Raw genomic sequence first — 15698 nt, 5'->3', positions numbered from 1 at the left:
TTCGGTCACCGACACATCGGGCCGGGTCCGGCGGATTGTGTTGCTGCGGACCGGTGACACGCCATAGAGTCGCCCATCGTCGGCATGGTGCCACGCTGACCTATCGATAAGTTTCCTGGTCACGTCCAAGGAGGTAAGACGACTTGTGAATGAGTCGACATTTACTCCCGGGGGTGGTCAGCCAGGGATGCCTGCGAGGGGCGGGAGCCCGTCGTCCGGGCTGGAGGCTGTCGGCTCCGTCGCTGTCCGCACCTTCGCCACCCACCAGCACACGACAGCCCACCAGATGATGGACGGCCACCACGTGAACGCCATGGCCGGCAACGAGGGCGGGCGAGAGTCCAGCCCATTCGCCGACTACAACGAAGTGCCCGAGGGGCACTTCTACGACCCCGACGCCGAGTACGAGCCCGACCCCGAGTACGCGGCCACCCTCGCACCCGACGCTGCCCGCCAGCGCCGCGAGCGGATCGGCCCCACCGGGCGTCCCCTGCCGTACTTCCCGATCCCAGGCCCGCTGACGGACCACGGCCCCGCGACGATCATCGCGATGTGCAACCAGAAGGGCGGCGTGGGCAAGACCACGTCGACCATCAACCTGGGTGCCGCGCTCGCGGAGTACGGCCGGCGCGTCCTGCTCGTCGACTTCGACCCGCAGGGTGCCCTGTCGGTCGGCCTCGGCGTGAATCCGATGGAGCTCGACCTCACCGTCTACAACCTGCTCATGGAGCGGGGCATGGCGGCCGACGAGGTCCTCCTGAAGACGGCGGTCCCCAACATGGACCTGCTGCCGAGCAACATCGACCTCTCCGCGGCGGAAGTGCAGCTGGTGAGCGAGGTGGCGCGCGAGTCGACGCTCCAGCGGGCCCTCAAGCCGCTGCTGCCCGACTACGACTACATCGTGATCGACTGCCAGCCGTCGCTCGGTCTGCTGACCGTGAACGCGCTGACCGCCGCGCACAAGGTGATCGTGCCGCTGGAGTGCGAGTTCTTCGCGCTGCGCGGGGTGGCGCTGCTGACGGAGACCATCGAGAAGGTCCAGGAGCGGCTCAACCCCGACCTGGAGCTCGACGGGATCCTCGCCACGATGTACGACTCCCGTACGGTGCACAGCCGCGAGGTCCTGGCGCGGGTCGTCGAGGCCTTCGACGAGCACGTCTACCACACGGTGATCGGGCGGACCGTGCGCTTCCCGGAGACCACGGTCGCCGGTGAACCGATCACCACGTACGCCTCGAACTCCGTGGGTGCGGCCGCGTATCGCCAGCTCGCCAGGGAGGTGCTCGCCCGGTGTCACGCCGAGTGAGTCTGCCCGGGGCCGACGAGCTGTTCCGTACGACCGGGGGCACGGCGCTCCAGTCGTCGTCGCCCGCGGAGCGGGAGCGGCGGCGCAACGCGAACGCCAACGGCGAGGCGCGGGTGCCGAATCCGGCGGGGCCGGCGGGTTCCGCCGGTGCGGCGGGTTCGGCGGGTTCGCCGGGGGAGGGCGACCCGGCGGACGGGACGCCGCCCGGCGCGGGCTCCCCGGCCTCCCCGGCGGCGGAGGAGCACGCGGCCACCGGGCGCGACTCGGCGGAGTCGTCCCGCGGCCGTACGGGCGGGGCCGACACGGACCAGTCGGGACCGGTGAAGAACCGGCGGCCCCAGGAGGCGCAGGGCGGTCAGCAGCGGCGCAGGGGGCGGGGCGCGAACCGCCGTCCCAGCGGGCGCGAACGGCACGACGAGAAGATCACGGTCTACGTCTCCGCCGAGGAACTGATGGACCTGGAGCACGCGCGCCTGGTGCTGCGCGGCGAGCACGGGCTCGCCGTGGACCGCGGGCGGATCGTCCGCGAGGCGGTCGCGGTGGTCCTGGCGGACCTCGAATCGCGGGGCGACGCGAGCATCCTCGTACGGCGCCTGCGCGGGCGCTGAGGATAGCCTGCCGGGGCCGCGCCACCTCCGCCCTCGCACCCAGGACCCCGATGCCCCCGCCTCCCGACACCACCCGCCCCCCGCGCCGAGCGCTGGGCCGCGGCCCGGGAGCGAACCCTCCGGGAACGCCCGCGGAAGAACCCCCGTCACCGAGCACCGAGCGGCCCCCCACCCCTCCGGCCGACAAGCCCACCCGGCCGCTGCCGGGCCCCGCGCGCGACGAGCCGGCACCCACCCCCTCGCCCCGCCGGGCACCCCCCGAGCCGCCGGCGTCCGCCGTGCCCCCGATTGCGAGGACGGCGCCCCCACCGCCCGCGACGCGGACCGCTCTCACCGGACCCGCCCCCGTCCCCGCACCGTCCGGTCCCGCGCGCACCGAGACGCCACCCGCATCGCCGGAGGCGCCCGTCCCGGAGCCGGAGCCGGATGCCATCCGCCCGGGAGCGGACCCCGTCCCGCCGCCACCGCCCGTTCCCGCGCAGGCCGCGCCGGCCCCCGCGTCGGTGGGGGAGTCCGCTCCCCGGTCGGGTCCCGACGCCGTCGACCGGGGGGCCGGGGCTTCGACCGCCGTGGTGCGGCCCACGGCCGGCAGGCAGGCCGTTCCCGGCGGGGCCGAGGCCGCGCCCCCATCGTCCGGTCCGGCGCGAGCCGGGACCGTGGCCGCGTCGGCGGCGGAGCCCGCCGTGGAGGCGGGGCCCGGGGGCGTCGGCCCCGAAGGCGGGACGGTGCCCGGCGTGGCGCCGTCGTCGGGCGGCGGCGGGGATGTGGTGGAGGCCACAGACCCCGGCGCGGCGGACGCCGATGCGCGGTTCACCGTGCGGCTCGTCAACTTCGAGGGGCCGTTCGACCTGCTGCTCCAGTTGATCTCCAAGCACAAGATGGACGTCACCGAGGTCGCGCTCTCCAAGGTCACCGACGAGTTCATGGTGCACATCCGGGCCATGGGGCCCGACTGGGACCTCGACCAGACCACCGAATTCCTCGTCGTCGCCGCGACGCTGCTCGATCTCAAGGCCGCCCGGCTGCTGCCCGCCGCGCAGGTGGAGGACGAGGCCGACCTCGCGCTGCTCGAAGCGCGGGACCTGCTCTTCGCGCGGCTCCTCCAGTACCGCGCGTACAAGCGCATCGCCGAGATCTTCAACGCCCGCCTCGACGAGGAGAGCCGCCGCTACCCCCGTACCGTCGGACTGGAACCCCACCACGCCGAGCTGCTCCCCGAGGTCGTCATCAGCATCGGCCCCGAGGGGTTCGCGCGGCTCGCGGTCAAGGCCATGCAGCCCAGACCGCGCCCGCAGGTGTACGTCGACCACATCCACGCGCCCCTGGTCTCCGTACGGGAGCAGGCGGGGCACGTCGTCGCGCTTCTCAGAGAGCGGGGCGAGGTCAGCTTCCAGGCCCTCACCGAGGACGCCGCCGACACCCTCACCGTCGTCGCCCGCTTCCTCGCCCTGCTGGAGCTCTACCGGGAGCGGGCCGTCGCGCTGGACCAGGAGGAGGCCCTCGGGACCCTCATGGTGCGCTGGACCGGCGGCGACCAGGACGCGGCGCCCGCCGTGACCGACGAATTCGACCAGGAACACGCGAGCGACGAGGAGCGGTCATGAGCGAGCGGCAGCGGAGCACGGTCGCGGAGCTCGGCCTCAAGCCCGCCCTGGAGGCGGTCCTCATGGTCGTGGACGAACCCGTCTCCGAGACGCACCTCGCCAAGATCCTCGACCGCCCGCGCAGGGCCGTCGCCGACGCCCTGCGCGAACTGGCCGACGAGTACACGGTCCAGCGGCGCGGCTTCGAGCTGCGGACGGTCGCCGGCGGCTGGCGTTTCTACTCGCGCCCCGAGTACGCGGAGGCCGTCGAGGGCTTCGTCCTGGACGGCCAGCACGCCCGGCTCACGCAGGCCGCCCTGGAGACCCTCGCGGTGGTCGCGTACCGCCAGCCGGTGAGCAGATCGAGGGTCTCGGCCGTACGGGGAGTGAACTGTGACGGGGTCATGCGGACCCTCCTCCAGCGCGGGCTCGTCGAGGAGGCGGGCGCGGAACCCGAAACAGGTGCGATCCTGTACAGGACGACGAACTACTTTTTGGAGCGGATGGGCCTGCGCGGCCTGGACGAGCTTCCGGAGCTCGCGCCCTTCCTCCCCGAGGCGGACGCGATCGAGGCCGAGACCCTTGAAGGTGTCCCGTCGTTCGATCCGGACGCACCGTACGCCCCGGAAACTCACGCAGACGACAAGACGGAAATTTGATGCGAAGCGGTAACAGCAACAGCGGAAGCGGCAACCGGAACAGCGGGAGTGGGAGCGGGAGCGGCGCGAACCGGAACGGCGGCGGCGCCAGGAGCGGCGGCGCGGGCGGCCGCGGCGGCGCGGGCGGCGGCCGGAGCACAGGCGGCGGCCGGAGCCCGGGCGGCGCCCGCGGCGGCGGCGTCGGCCGGGACGGCAACCGCGGCGGCAGCACCCCCCGTACCAGCGGAAGCGGCTGGAGCGGCGGCGGCCGGGACGACCGGGGCCGCGACGACCGCGCGAGGGACGACCGCCCCAGGGACGACCGCGCCCCCGGCGCCGGCCGCGACGAGGAGCAGAAGCGCCTCTCCCGCCCCCGCCCCGAGGAGCGCCGGTACGACGTCGGCCGCTCCGGAGCCACCGGCGGCGCCGGTGCCACGGGCGCCCCGCGCGGCGCCAGGGGCGCGGCGGCTCGCGGCGGAGCCAAGGGCGGCCCCAAGCCCTCCCAGACCCCTCCGCGCGCCCGCAGGGGCCCCGGCGGCCAGGCCCGCCCCCGTGAGCTGGACGCGAAGATCGAGCAGCGCAACCGCGACCGGTACGCGGACAAGCCCGAGATCAGGACGCCCCGCACCAACCCGGGCGCCGAGCAGGAGGGCGAGCGCCTCCAGAAGGTCCTCGCCCGCGCCGGCATGGGCTCGCGCCGCGCCTGCGAGGAGCTGATCGAGCAGTCCCGCGTCGAGGTCAACGGCGAGATCGTCCTCGAACAGGGCAAGCGTGTGGACGTGGACCGCGACGAGATCAAGGTCGACGGGCTGACCGTCGCCACCCAGTCGCACCTCTTCTTCGCGCTGAACAAGCCCGCCGGCGTGGTCTCCACGATGGAGGACCCGGACGGCCGCCAGTCCCTCGGCGACTACGTCACCAACCGCGAGACGCGCCTGTTCCACGTCGGCCGGCTCGACACGGAGACCGAGGGCATCATCCTGCTCACCAACCACGGTGAGCTGGCCCACCGCCTCACCCACCCCCGGTACGGCGTGAAGAAGATCTACCTCGCGGCCATCCAGGGCCCGCTCCCGCGCGACCTGGGCAAGCGGCTCAAGGACGGCATCCTGCTGGAGGACGGCTACGCGAAGGCCGACCACTTCCGGGTCGTCGAGAACACCGGCAAGAACTACCTGGTCGAGGTCACCCTCCACGAGGGCCGCAAGCACATCGTCCGCCGCATGCTCGCCGAGGCCGGCTTCCCGGTCGACCGGCTCGTCCGGACGTCCTTCGGCCCGATCCCGCTGGGCGACCAGAAGTCCGGCTGGCTGCGCCGCCTCACCAACACGGAGGTCGGCATGCTGATGAAGGAAGTCGGGCTGTAGACAGCCCCGTCGTACGACAGGAAAAAGCCCGCGGCCGTTCAGGCCGCGGGCTTTTTCCCTTGTGGGGCAAGGCCGTTCGCCTTTATAGTCAACATGACCATTAAGGAGGCGGGCGTGAGTCTCGCGGACATCCTCGATCCCTTGCAGCGGCCCCTGGTGACCGTGCTGGACACCCCGGTCAGCTGGACCGAGGTGCTCGGTTTCGGCAGCGGCGCGCTCTGCGTGTGGCTCGTCGCCCGTCAGCACGTGGCCAACTGGCCGGTCGGCATCGCCAACAACCTGTTCTTCGTCGTGCTGTTCCTCCAGGCGGGCCTGTACGCCGACATGGCGTTGCAGGCCGTCTTCATCACCCTCGCCGTGTACGGCTGGTGGATCTGGACCCACGGGGGTGGCCCGGACTCACCCGCGCCCGCGGTGCGGCGTACGACCCGCACCGAATGGGGCGTGCTCTGCGCGGCGGGGGTGGTGGGGACACTCGGCCTGACGTTCCTGCTCGGCCGCGCCACCGACTCGACCGTGCCCTTCTGGGACGCGCTCACCACGTCCCTCTCGCTGATGGCGACCTACGGGCAGTGCCGCAAGCTGCTGGAGTCCTGGTGGCTCTGGATCGCCGCGGACGTCGTCTACATCCCGCTCTACGCCCACAAGGACCTCTACCTGACCTCGCTGCTCTACGTCGGCTTCCTCGCCCTGTGCCTGGCCGGACTGCGCAACTGGTCCCGGGACACGGCCCGTTCGCCGGACCGCCCCCTGGTGGTGAGCGCCGGATGAGCGGGTACGGACACGGCCTGGTGCTCGGCAAGTTCTATCCGCCGCACGCCGGCCACCACCATCTCGTACGGACCGCGCGCGACCGCTGCGCCGACCTCACCGTGCTCGTCTGCGCCGCCTCCGTGGAGTCGGTCCCCCTCGCCGACCGGGTCGCGTGGATGCGTGAAGTCCACCCGGACGTACGGGTGGTGGGCGCCCTGGACGACACCCCGATGGACGTGAACGACCCGGCGGTCTGGGACGCGCACATGGCCGTCTTCCGGGACGCGGTGCCCGGGCGCGTGGACGTGGTCTTCACCTCCGAGGCGTACGGGGAGGAGCTGGGGCGGCGGTTCGGCGCCGCGTCCGTGTGCGTCGACCCCGGCCGTACGGTCTTCCCCGTCTCCGGTACGGCCGTGCGCGAGGATCCGGCCGCCTGCTGGGACTTCCTGGAGCCGCCCGTCCGGGCCGCGCTCGCCCGCCGGGTCGTGGTCCTCGGGGCCGAGTCCACCGGCACCACGACGCTGGCCCGCGCCCTCGCCGCGCACTACCGCGCGCGGGGCGGGGTGTGGGCGCGGACGGGGTACGTACCCGAGTACGGGCGGGAGTTCAGCGAGCACAAGCTCGCGGCGCTGCGGGCGCGGGAGCCCCGGGCGCGGTGGGAGGACGTCGAACTCGCCACGGACGACTTCCCGTTGATCGCCCGGCGGCAGGACGAGGCCGAGGAGAGCGCGGCGCGGGCCGGGTCTCCGGTGCTGATCTGCGACACGGACGCGTTCGCCACCACCGTCTGGCACGAGCGGTACGTGGGCGGGCGCAACCCGCTCGTCGAGGAGATCGCCGGCCGGACGCGCCGTCACCTGTGGCTGCTCACCGGACACGAGGACGTGCCGTTCGAGGACGACGGGCTGCGGGACGGCGAGGAGCTGCGGCCCTGGATGACCGACCGGTTCCGCGCCGAACTGACCCGTACCGGACGGGAGTTCGTGGAACTGACCGGCCCGCACGAGAAGCGGCTCGACACGGCGGTCGCGGCGGTGGACGCCCTGCTCGACCGGGGGTGGCACTTCGCGCCGCCGCTGCCGGAGCGACGGTGAACCCGCGGGGGCGGGAGCCGGAGGACGGGCGGGGGAGTCCGCGGGCCCCCCGCGTCCCCGACGGGTACGACCCCTCCGCCTTCACGCCGTTCGCGGTCACCGTCGACCTCGCCGTCTTCACCGTCCGCCACAACCGGCTCCACGTCCTGCTCGTGGAGCGCGGCCTGGAGCCGTACCTGGGCGCCTGGGCGCTGCCCGGCGGCTTCGTCCTGCCCCGGGAGTCCGCCGGACAGGCCGCCCGCCGTGAACTCGCCGAGGAGACGGGCCTGTCGGAGCACACCGCGGGCGCGCTCCACCTGGAGCAGCTGCGGACCTACAGCGACCCCGACCGCGACCCGAGGATGCGGGTCGTGTCCGTGGCGTACGCGGCGCTCGTCCCCGACCTGCCCGAGCCGCGCGGCGGCGGCGACGCGGCGTTCGCGCGGTGGACGGACCTGTCACGGGTCCTGCGGTCGGGCCCCGCGCGCGGCACCGGACCGTCCCCCGCCCGGCCACCGTCCTCCCCGGCCCGGACCCCGGCCCCGGCCCCGGCCACGACCCCGCCCCCGGCCCCCGACGCCCTCGTCACCCTCGCCTTCGACCACGGCGCCATCCTCGCCGACGCCTACGACCGGATCGGCGCCAAGCTCGAATACAGCTGTCTCGCCACGGCGTTCTGCCCCCCGGAGTTCACGCTCGCGGAGCTGCGCCAGGTGTACGAGACCGTCTGGGGCGTCGAACTGGACGGCCCCAACTTCCGGCGCAAGGTCCTCGCCACCCCGGGCTTCGTCCAGGCGGTCGAGGGGCCCCCGCGCCGCACCGGCGGCCGGGGGAAACCCGCCGCGCTCTACCGCGCGGGCGCCGCCACGACCCTGCATCCACCCCTCCTGCGACCGGAAGGACGGACCACGTGATCTCCACCAGGACCCTCACCAAACAAGCCGCCACGGGATCGCTGACCGGGCTCGCCATCGGCGACGCCCTCGGTTTCCCGACCGAGTTCAACGACGTGCCGTCCATCCTCGCCAAGTGCGGCCCCTGGCGCGAGATGGACCTGCCGAGGCCGGCGATCGTCACCGACGACACCCAGATGACCCTCGCGCTCGCCCGGGGCATACGCACCGCGACGGACCGGGGCGTCCTCGGCCCGCTGCGCCTGGTGCGGCCGGTGCGCGAGGAGTTCGTCGCCTGGTACCACTCGCCGGACAACAACCGCGCCCCCGGACGGACGTGCATGACGGCGTGCATGCTCCTCGACAGCGACCGGCCCTGGCAGGCGGCGAGCCAGACCGGCTCGAAGGGCTGCGGGGCGAACATGCGGGTCGCTCCCGTCGGCCTCGTCCCCTTCCTCAGCGACGAACAGCGGTCGGGGGCCGCCCAGTTGCAGGCGGCCCTCACCCACGGCCACCCCACCGCGCTCGCCGCCTCCGACCTCACGGCGCGGGCGGTGTACCTGATGGCGCGGGGCGGCGAGCCGACGGGACTGGTCGGCCAGCTGCGCTCGTACGCGTACGAGAACCGCGACCGCTACCGCCACCCGTGGCTCGGCGACCTGTGGACGTACTCCCAGGACTCCGGCCCCGAGGAGTTCGCGCGGCGTGGCTGGGACGAGTGCCTGGCGGCCCTGGAACGGGTCCAGGACGCCCTGCGCGCCCCCTCCCCGGAGACCGATCCCTGCCTGGCCACCGGGGACGGCTGGGTGGCCGAGGAGGCCCTCGCCACCGCGCTCCTCTGCTTCCTGCTCTTCCCGGATGACCCGGTCACCGCGGTCCGCAGAGCCGCCTGCACGCGCGGCGACTCCGACTCGATCGCCTGCCTGACAGGGGCCTTCGCGGGCGCCCATCTCGGCGCGGGCGCCTGGCCCAAGGAATGGGCCGAACGCATCGAGTACCGCAGCGACCTGCTCTCCCTGGGGGCGCTCTGGGACGCTTGACCCATGCACGAGCACACCGCCACGCGCCACGCGACCCCGCCCGACGAATCCCCGCGGCGCACCCCGTCCGCATCCCGCCTCCGCGAGGCCGGACTGCCGGTCACCGACCTGGGTCCGGTCCTCGCGGAGGAGACCGACCCCCTGCTGTTCGCCACGGTGTCGGGGGCGCACCTCTACGGATTCCCCTCCCGCGACTCCGACATCGACCTGCGCGGCGCCCATGTCCTGCCGGTGGAAGCCCTCATAGGACTGGACGAACCGGACGAGACCCGGACCAGGATGGGGGACAGGGACGGGGTGGAGATGGACCTCGTCACCCACGACCTGCGCAAGTTCGCCCGGCTGATGCTGCGCCGCAACGGCTACGTCCTGGAACAGCTCCTGTCGCCCCTGGTCGTCCACACCACCGACGCCCACGCCGAACTGGCCTCGCTCGCCCCCGGCCTGCTGACCGCCCATCACGCCCACCACTACGCGGGGTTCGCGGCCACGCAGGCGCGGCTCTTCGAGCGGACGGGGGAGTTGAAGCCCCTGCTCTACACCTTCCGCGCCCTGCTCACCGGGATCCACCTGATGCGCGGCGGCGGGATCGAGGCCCATCTGCCCACGCTGCTCGGGGAGATGGCCGCGCCGGCCTACCTGCCGGACCTGATCGCCGCGAAGGCCGAGGCCGAGCACGGCACGGACGGCGTCCCGGACCGGGACCGGCTGGAGAAGGACCTGGAGGCGCTCCGTACGGCCCTGGAGGACGCCAGGGCGGGCACCTCCCTACCCGAGCTGCCCGGGGCCGCCGCCCGCGACGCGCTGCGCGCCCTGGTCGTCCGGGTGCGCCTCGAAACGCCGCGCCGAATCGAAACGCCGCGCTGACTAGAAGCGCCGCGCCGACGAGAAACTCCGCGCTGACGCGTGGCGGACGCGGATCAGGAAGTCCTCGATCCGGGCGTGGTCGGCTTCCGGGGGAAGGGGGGAGGCCGCCGCCGCGTCGTCGGCCTCCGCCGCCAGGCGGTTCATCCGGCGCTCGACCTCCGGCCAGGGCACCTCGCCCCGCTTGACCGCGAGCAGCGGTTCGCGGTCCGCGCCGACGTCGATGACCAGCCGCCCCGTCCGCAGCAGGTCCCCGCAGAGCGCGAGGAGCCGCAGCAGGTGCATGGCGTGCTTCCAGCGCGGGGCGCCGTGCTGCCGGAGGTCCGCCTCCAGCTTCCCGCGCTGGCCGAGCGCGTACTGGACGAATGTCGTGTGGGCCTGCCGGGAGAGGAACGCCCCGCGCAGGGAGAGCAGTTCGCGGCCGGTGTCGTCCAGGCGCTCGACCAGCGGGGAGTGCAGGCACTCCAGCACGTTCGGGTTGGCGCGCAGCCCCAGCGCGCAGAAGCGCTCCAGCTCCCAGGAGAACTGCTCGTCGGCCGGGCCCTCGACATGCGTCGGCGGCTTCCCGAAGCCCCAGAACAGCGCGGTCGGCGCCAGGAACACCCCCCGGACGTCGGTGTCGCTGCCCTCCGTCGCCAGGCCGAACGCCCGCGATCCCATCACACAGGAGTAGACGGTGTGGTCGCGTACGAGAGCGTCGGGCGTCATGCGCGAGAAGGGTACGGGACCCGTCGCCGCGTCCCGAGAGGCGGCCGGCCAGGGCCGCCCCGGGCCGCCCTCCGCCGCCCGGTCTACCCTGGAAGCCGCACGCGACCACCGAGGAGGACGCCGTGGCGGTACGAGCGGTGCGGGGCGCCGTCCAGCTGGAGCGGGACGAGCCCGGTCACATGGACGACCAGGTCAGGCAGCTCCTCACGGCGATGCTGGAGCGCAACGCGATCGCCCGCGACGACCTGATCAGCATCTGGTTCACCGCCACCCCCGACCTGCACAGCGACTTCCCGGCCGCCGCCGCCCGGGGACTCGGTATCGTCGACGTGCCCCTCCTCTGTGCCCAGGAAATGGACGTCGCCGGCGCCATGCCGCGCGTCGTCCGCATACTGGCCCACATCGAGTCCGACCTCCCCCGCTCCCGGATCGCGCACGTCTACCTCGGCGCCGCGGCAGCCCTTCGCAAGGACATCGCCCAGTGAGAACCGCCGTCGTCATCGGAACCGGCCTGATCGGCACCTCCGCGGCCCTCGTCCTCGCCTCCCGCGGGGTCACCGTCCACCTCACCGACCACGACGCCACCCGGTCCCGTACGGCCGCCGCCCTCGGCGCCGGCACCGACCGGGCGCCCGAAGGACCCGTCGACCTGGCGCTCGTCGCCGTACCGCCCGCGCACGTGGCCGCCACCCTCGCCGAAGCGATGCGCGGCGGGATCGCCCGCGGCTACCTGGACGTGGCCAGCGTCAAGGGCGGCCCCCGGCGCGAGCTGGAGGCGCTCGGGCTCGACCTGAGCGCGTATCTCGGCACGCACCCCATGGCGGGCAAGGAGCGCTCCGGCCCGCTGGCCGCGACCGCCGACCTGTTCGAGGGCCGCCCCTGGGTGCTGACCCCGACCCGGGACACCGACACCGAGGTGCTCAACCTGGCCCTGGAGCTGGTGGCGCTCTGCCGCGCCGTCCCGGTGGTCATGGACGCCGAGGCTCACGACCGGGCGGTCGCCCTCGTCTCGCACACCCCCCAGCTGATCTCGTCCATGGTGGCCGCCCGCCTCGCGGACGCCGACGAGACGGCCGTACGCCTCTGCGGCCAGGGCATCCGCGACGTGACCCGGATCGCCGCCTCCGACCCCGCGATGTGGGTCGACATCCTCAGCGCCAACCCGGGGCCCGTCGCGGACGTGCTCGCCGGGATCGCCGCCGACCTGGACGAGACCGTCGGGGCGCTGCGGTCCCTCCAGTCCGCCGACGAGGACAAGCGCCGCGAGGGCGCGGCGGGCGTGGAGGACGTCCTGCGCCGGGGCAACGCGGGCCGGGTCAGGGTCCCGGGCAAGCACGGCACCGCCCCCGCGGCCTACGAGGTCGTGGCGGTCCTGATCAGCGACAAGCCGGGCGAGCTGGCCCGTATCTTCGCGGACGCCGGGCGGGCCGGGGTCAACGTGGAGGACGTCAGGATCGAGCACGCGACCGGCCAGCAGGCCGGCCGGGTGCAGCTGATGGTGGAGCCCTCGGCGGCCCCGCTGCTCACCGAGGCGCTGCGGGAACGCGGCTGGTCGATCCGCCAGTAGGCCGGGCCGCCGCCGGGTGGCGGACGCCGTCCGGCGGGTGCCGCCGCCGAACGAGTGCATTTGTGGTGCCGAGTACTCGGTAACCTTGTACGAGGGCGTATCGACGTCCCGCGTGCCCGCACGCCGCTCCCACCCGTGAACCAGGAAGGTGTCCGCCTCCGTGGAAACCGCAGCATCCGTCGCCCGGACCGCCCCGGCCGCTGTGATCGTCGCCATCGACGGGCCCTCCGGCACGGGCAAGTCGAGCACCTCCAAGTCCGTGGCCTCCCACCTCGGGCTCAGCTACCTGGACACCGGCGCGCAGTACCGGGCCATGACCTGGTGGATGATCAACAACGGCATCGACGTCGCGGACGCCGTCGCCGTCGCGGACGCCGCGGGCAAGCCCGTGATCGTGTCCGGTACGGACCCGGCCGCCCCGACGATCACCGTCGACGGCGAGGACGCCTCGGGCCCGATCCGTACGCAGGAGGTCACCGCCAAGGTGAGCGCGGTCAGCGCGGTCCCGGAGGTACGGTCCGTCGTCACCGCGCTCCAGCGCGCCATCGCCGCCGCGGCCGCGAAGGGCATCGTGGTCGAGGGCCGTGACATCGGTACGACCGTGCTGCCGGACGCCGACGTCAAGATCTTCCTCACCGCCTCCCCGGAGGCCCGCGCGGCCCGCCGCAGCGGTGAGCTCAAGGGCAAGGACGCGGTCGACGTCTCCGTCACCAGGGAAGCGCTGATCAGGCGGGACACGGCCGACTCCAGCCGGAAGACGTCCCCGCTCGCGAAGGCGGCCGACGCGGTCGAGGTCGACACCACGGAACTGACCCTCCAGCAGGTCGTCGAGTGCGTCGTGACCCTGGTCGAGGAGAAGCGGGCCGTCAGGTGAGCGCCCCGCCCGCACAGGGCGCGCGTCCCGCGAACCGGCCGGGCAGGGCCCCGTCGGAAGCGGGCGCCGCCGTGGGCAGGGGCATCGGCACGGTCCTGATGTACGGCCTGTGGAAGCCCCGGGTCCTGGGCGCCTGGCGGGTCCCGGCGCGCGGCCCGGCGATCCTCGCCGTCAACCACTCGCACAACGTCGACGGCCCGATGCTGATGGGCACCGCGCCCCGGCCGGTGCACTTCCTCATCAAGAAGGAAGCGTTCGTCGGCCCGCTGGACCCGTTCCTGCGGTCCATCGGGCAGCTCAAGGTGGACCGTACGGTCGCCGACCGGGCCGCGATCACCGACGCGCTGGTCGTGCTCGCCCACGGCGGGGTGCTGGGGATATTTCCCGAGGGCACCCGCGGTGAGGGCGATTTCGCCTCCCTGCGCGCCGGGCTCGCCTATTTCGCCGTACGGTCGGGAGCGCCGATCGTGCCGGTCGCGGTCCTGGGAAGCACGGAGAGCCGGGGACGGTTGATACGGGCACTGCCCCCGCTCCGCAGCCGGGTGGACGTCGTCTTCGGCGACGCCTTCGCGGCGGGGGACGGCAGCGGCCGGCGGACCCGCAAGGCGCTGGACGAGGCCACCGTACGGATCCAGGAGCGGCTGACCGCCCACCTGGCCGACGCCAGGCGACTGACCGGACGCCAGGCGTCCGGACCGCTGTAGGAGCGGTCGGAGCGCGCGACGTCTGAAGCGCGCGAGTATTTCAGTAGTGCGCCGCATGCTGCGGCGCACCGATCACGATGGATGAACGAGGTACGGACTTCATGAACGACCAGATCGACTCCGGGGAAGCGAACGGAGAGCTTGGCGACGCCGAGTACGCGGAGTTCATGGAGATCGCCGCACACGAGGGCTTCGACCCCGAGGAGGTGGAGGGGGCGATCGACGAGGCCGGTCACGGCCCCCTGCCGATCCTCGCGGTCGTCGGACGCCCGAATGTCGGCAAGTCGACCCTCGTGAACCGCATCATCGGCCGCCGCGAGGCGGTCGTCGAGGACAAGCCGGGCGTCACCCGCGACCGGGTGACCTACGAGGCCGAGTGGGCGGGCCGCCGGTTCAAGATCGTCGACACCGGCGGCTGGGAGCAGGACGTCCTCGGCATCGACGCCTCCGTCGCGGCCCAGGCGGAGTACGCCATCGAGGCCGCCGACGCGGTGGTCTTCGTGGTGGACTCCACGGTCGGCGCCACCGACACCGACGAGGCCGTGGTACGGCTGCTGCGCAAGGCGGGCAAGCCCGTCGTGCTCTGCGCCAACAAGGTCGACGGGCTCAGCGGCGAGGCCGACGCGACCGCCCTGTGGTCCCTCGGGCTGGGCGAGCCCCACCCCGTCTCCTCCCTGCACGGCCGCGGTACGGGCGACATGCTCGACGCGGTCCTCGAAGCGCTGCCGGACGCGCCGGCCCAGACCTTCGGCCTCACCGTCGGCGGCCCCCGCCGCATCGCCCTCATCGGCCGCCCGAATGTCGGCAAGTCGTCCTTGCTGAACCGGGTCGCCAAGGAGGACCGGGTGGTCGTCAACGAGATCGCGGGCACCACCCGTGACCCGGTGGACGAGCTGATCGAGCTGGGCGGCACGGTCTGGAAGTTCATCGACACCGCCGGCATCCGCCGCCGGGTCCACCTCCAGGCGGGCGCCGACTACTACGCGTCCCTGCGCACCGCGGCCGCCGTGGAGAAGGCCGAGGTCGCGGTCATCCTGATCGACACGACCGAGTCCATCAGCGTCCAGGACCAGCGCATCGTCACGATGGCGGTCGAGGCGGGCCGCGCGATCGTCATCGCGTACAACAAGTGGGACACCCTGGACGAGGACCGCCGCTACTACCTCGAACGGGAGATCGAGACCGAGCTGGCGCAGGTCGCGTGGGCGCCCCGGGTGAACGTGTCGGCCCTCACCGGCCGCCACATGGAGAAGCTGGTCCCCGCCATCGAGACGGCGCTGGAGGGCTGGGAGACCCGGGTCCCGACGGGACGGCTGAACGCGTTCCTCGGTGAGCTGGTCGCCGGGCACCCGCACCCGGTCCGCGGCGGCAAGCAGCCCCGGATCCTGTTCGGGACGCAGGCCGGATCGAAGCCGCCGCGCTTCGTGCTCTTCGCCTCCGGCTTCATCGAGGCGGGCTACCGCCGCTTCGTGGAGCGCCGGCTGCGCGAGGAGTTCGGCTTCGCGGGCACGCCGATCCACATCTCCGTACGGGTGCGCGAGAAGCGCGGCCGCAAGAAGTAGCCCGGCCGGACAGCGGCACGGGAAAGCCGGAAGCTGTGGGGGGGGGGGGGGGGGGGGCGGCCCCGGCCCCCCCCCCCGGCGCGCGGTGTTTTGTGGGGGCCGGGGGGGTGGCGTGCGGCGGGCCCGGGGGGGATGTCCCCCCGGCGGGGGGCCGCGGG

General features: G+C 73.6%; 16 protein-coding genes. 15 read left to right on the top strand and 1 reads right to left on the bottom strand.

Annotated features, from left to right (window positions below):
- Positions 1-187 precede the first annotated feature (187 nt).
- From ACIODU_RS28525 to ACIODU_RS28480, 10 genes are all read left to right on the top strand, one after another.
- Complete coding sequence (locus ACIODU_RS28525) at positions 188-1306, top strand: ParA family protein (protein WP_161309024.1); 1119 nt, start codon at positions 188-190, stop codon at positions 1304-1306.
- Positions 1291-1914 carry a hypothetical protein gene (locus ACIODU_RS28520; RefSeq protein WP_401771047.1) on the top strand — a complete coding sequence of 208 codons (624 nt, stop codon included), beginning with the start codon at positions 1291-1293 and terminating at the stop codon, positions 1912-1914. The genes ACIODU_RS28525 and ACIODU_RS28520 overlap by 16 nt, the downstream gene beginning before the upstream one ends.
- 656 nt (positions 1915-2570) lie before the next feature.
- Positions 2571-3518: a segregation and condensation protein A gene (locus ACIODU_RS28515; protein ID WP_401771044.1), complete on the top strand. Its 948-nt coding sequence runs from the start codon at positions 2571-2573 to the stop codon at positions 3516-3518.
- Positions 3515-4156, top strand: coding sequence for an SMC-Scp complex subunit ScpB (gene scpB, locus ACIODU_RS28510; protein ID WP_356431860.1), 642 nt, complete (start codon positions 3515-3517; stop codon positions 4154-4156). The genes ACIODU_RS28515 and scpB overlap by 4 nt, the downstream gene beginning before the upstream one ends.
- A complete protein-coding gene (locus tag ACIODU_RS28505) occupies positions 4156-5502 on the top strand; it encodes a pseudouridine synthase (protein ID WP_401771041.1) in 1347 nt (448 codons plus the stop codon). Before scpB ends, ACIODU_RS28505 begins: the two co-directional genes overlap by 1 nt.
- A gap of 114 nt (positions 5503-5616) precedes the next feature.
- Positions 5617-6273: a nicotinamide riboside transporter PnuC gene (pnuC, locus tag ACIODU_RS28500; protein WP_161311059.1), complete on the top strand. Its 657-nt coding sequence runs from the start codon at positions 5617-5619 to the stop codon at positions 6271-6273.
- The gene (locus tag ACIODU_RS28495) at positions 6270-7349 is read left to right on the top strand and encodes an AAA family ATPase (protein ID WP_401771038.1); all 1080 of its coding nucleotides are present in this window, start codon (positions 6270-6272) and stop codon (positions 7347-7349) included. The genes pnuC and ACIODU_RS28495 overlap by 4 nt, the downstream gene beginning before the upstream one ends.
- Positions 7346-8242 carry an NUDIX hydrolase gene (locus ACIODU_RS28490; protein WP_401771036.1) on the top strand — a complete coding sequence of 299 codons (897 nt, stop codon included), beginning with the start codon at positions 7346-7348 and terminating at the stop codon, positions 8240-8242. The genes ACIODU_RS28495 and ACIODU_RS28490 overlap by 4 nt, the downstream gene beginning before the upstream one ends.
- Positions 8239-9261 carry an ADP-ribosylglycohydrolase family protein gene (locus ACIODU_RS28485; RefSeq protein WP_401771035.1) on the top strand — a complete coding sequence of 341 codons (1023 nt, stop codon included), beginning with the start codon at positions 8239-8241 and terminating at the stop codon, positions 9259-9261. The genes ACIODU_RS28490 and ACIODU_RS28485 overlap by 4 nt, the downstream gene beginning before the upstream one ends.
- Before the next feature lie 3 nt (positions 9262-9264).
- A complete protein-coding gene (locus ACIODU_RS28480; protein WP_401771032.1) occupies positions 9265-10128 on the top strand; it encodes a DNA polymerase beta superfamily protein in 864 nt (287 codons plus the stop codon).
- Here ACIODU_RS28480 and ACIODU_RS28475 read toward each other — a convergent pair whose 3' ends face one another.
- Complete coding sequence (locus ACIODU_RS28475) at positions 10129-10833, bottom strand: DNA polymerase beta superfamily protein (RefSeq protein ID WP_401771029.1); 705 nt, start codon at positions 10831-10833, stop codon at positions 10129-10131.
- A 122-nt stretch (positions 10834-10955) separates the two neighbouring features.
- Here ACIODU_RS28475 and aroH point away from each other — a divergent pair, with 122 nt between their 5' ends.
- The 5 genes from aroH (at position 10956) to der (ending at position 15540) form a co-directional block, all read left to right on the top strand.
- Positions 10956-11318, top strand: a complete 363-nt coding sequence (gene aroH, locus ACIODU_RS28470; RefSeq protein WP_401771026.1) for a chorismate mutase — start codon at positions 10956-10958, stop codon at positions 11316-11318.
- Entirely contained in the window at positions 11315-12400 is a 1086-nt protein-coding gene (locus ACIODU_RS28465; protein WP_401771023.1) for a prephenate dehydrogenase, read from the top strand. The genes aroH and ACIODU_RS28465 overlap by 4 nt, the downstream gene beginning before the upstream one ends.
- A gap of 148 nt (positions 12401-12548) precedes the next feature.
- Complete coding sequence (cmk, locus tag ACIODU_RS28460; protein WP_401771020.1) at positions 12549-13274, top strand: (d)CMP kinase; 726 nt, start codon at positions 12549-12551, stop codon at positions 13272-13274.
- Positions 13232-13978, top strand: coding sequence for a lysophospholipid acyltransferase family protein (locus tag ACIODU_RS28455; protein WP_401771018.1), 747 nt, complete (start codon positions 13232-13234; stop codon positions 13976-13978). The genes cmk and ACIODU_RS28455 overlap by 43 nt, the downstream gene beginning before the upstream one ends.
- A 101-nt stretch (positions 13979-14079) precedes the next feature.
- Positions 14080-15540 (top strand): ribosome biogenesis GTPase Der, encoded by a 1461-nt coding sequence (gene der, locus ACIODU_RS28450; RefSeq protein ID WP_356431880.1) that lies wholly within the window; start codon positions 14080-14082, stop codon positions 15538-15540.
- Positions 15541-15698 lie beyond the last annotated feature (158 nt).

Origin of the sequence: Streptomyces sp. NPDC088261, assembly GCF_044740805.1 — a bacterium.
Taxonomy (GTDB): Bacteria; Actinomycetota; Actinomycetes; order Streptomycetales; family Streptomycetaceae; genus Streptomyces.
The sequence above is the reverse complement of the archived record's forward strand: the minus strand, read 5'-3'. Positions and strand labels throughout refer to the sequence as shown.

Coding starts and splice junctions, on each gene's coding strand:
- ACIODU_RS28475 (WP_401771029.1), bottom strand. CDS start 10,833: ATGACGCCCGACGCTCTCGTACGCGACCACACCGTCTACTCCTGTGTG.
- scpB (WP_356431860.1), top strand. CDS start 3,515: ATGAGCGAGCGGCAGCGGAGCACGGTCGCGGAGCTCGGCCTCAAGCCC.
- ACIODU_RS28495 (WP_401771038.1), top strand. CDS start 6,270: ATGAGCGGGTACGGACACGGCCTGGTGCTCGGCAAGTTCTATCCGCCG.
- ACIODU_RS28525 (WP_161309024.1), top strand. CDS start 188: ATGCCTGCGAGGGGCGGGAGCCCGTCGTCCGGGCTGGAGGCTGTCGGC.
- ACIODU_RS28480 (WP_401771032.1), top strand. CDS start 9,265: ATGCACGAGCACACCGCCACGCGCCACGCGACCCCGCCCGACGAATCC.
- der (WP_356431880.1), top strand. CDS start 14,080: ATGAACGACCAGATCGACTCCGGGGAAGCGAACGGAGAGCTTGGCGAC.
- ACIODU_RS28505 (WP_401771041.1), top strand. CDS start 4,156: ATGCGAAGCGGTAACAGCAACAGCGGAAGCGGCAACCGGAACAGCGGG.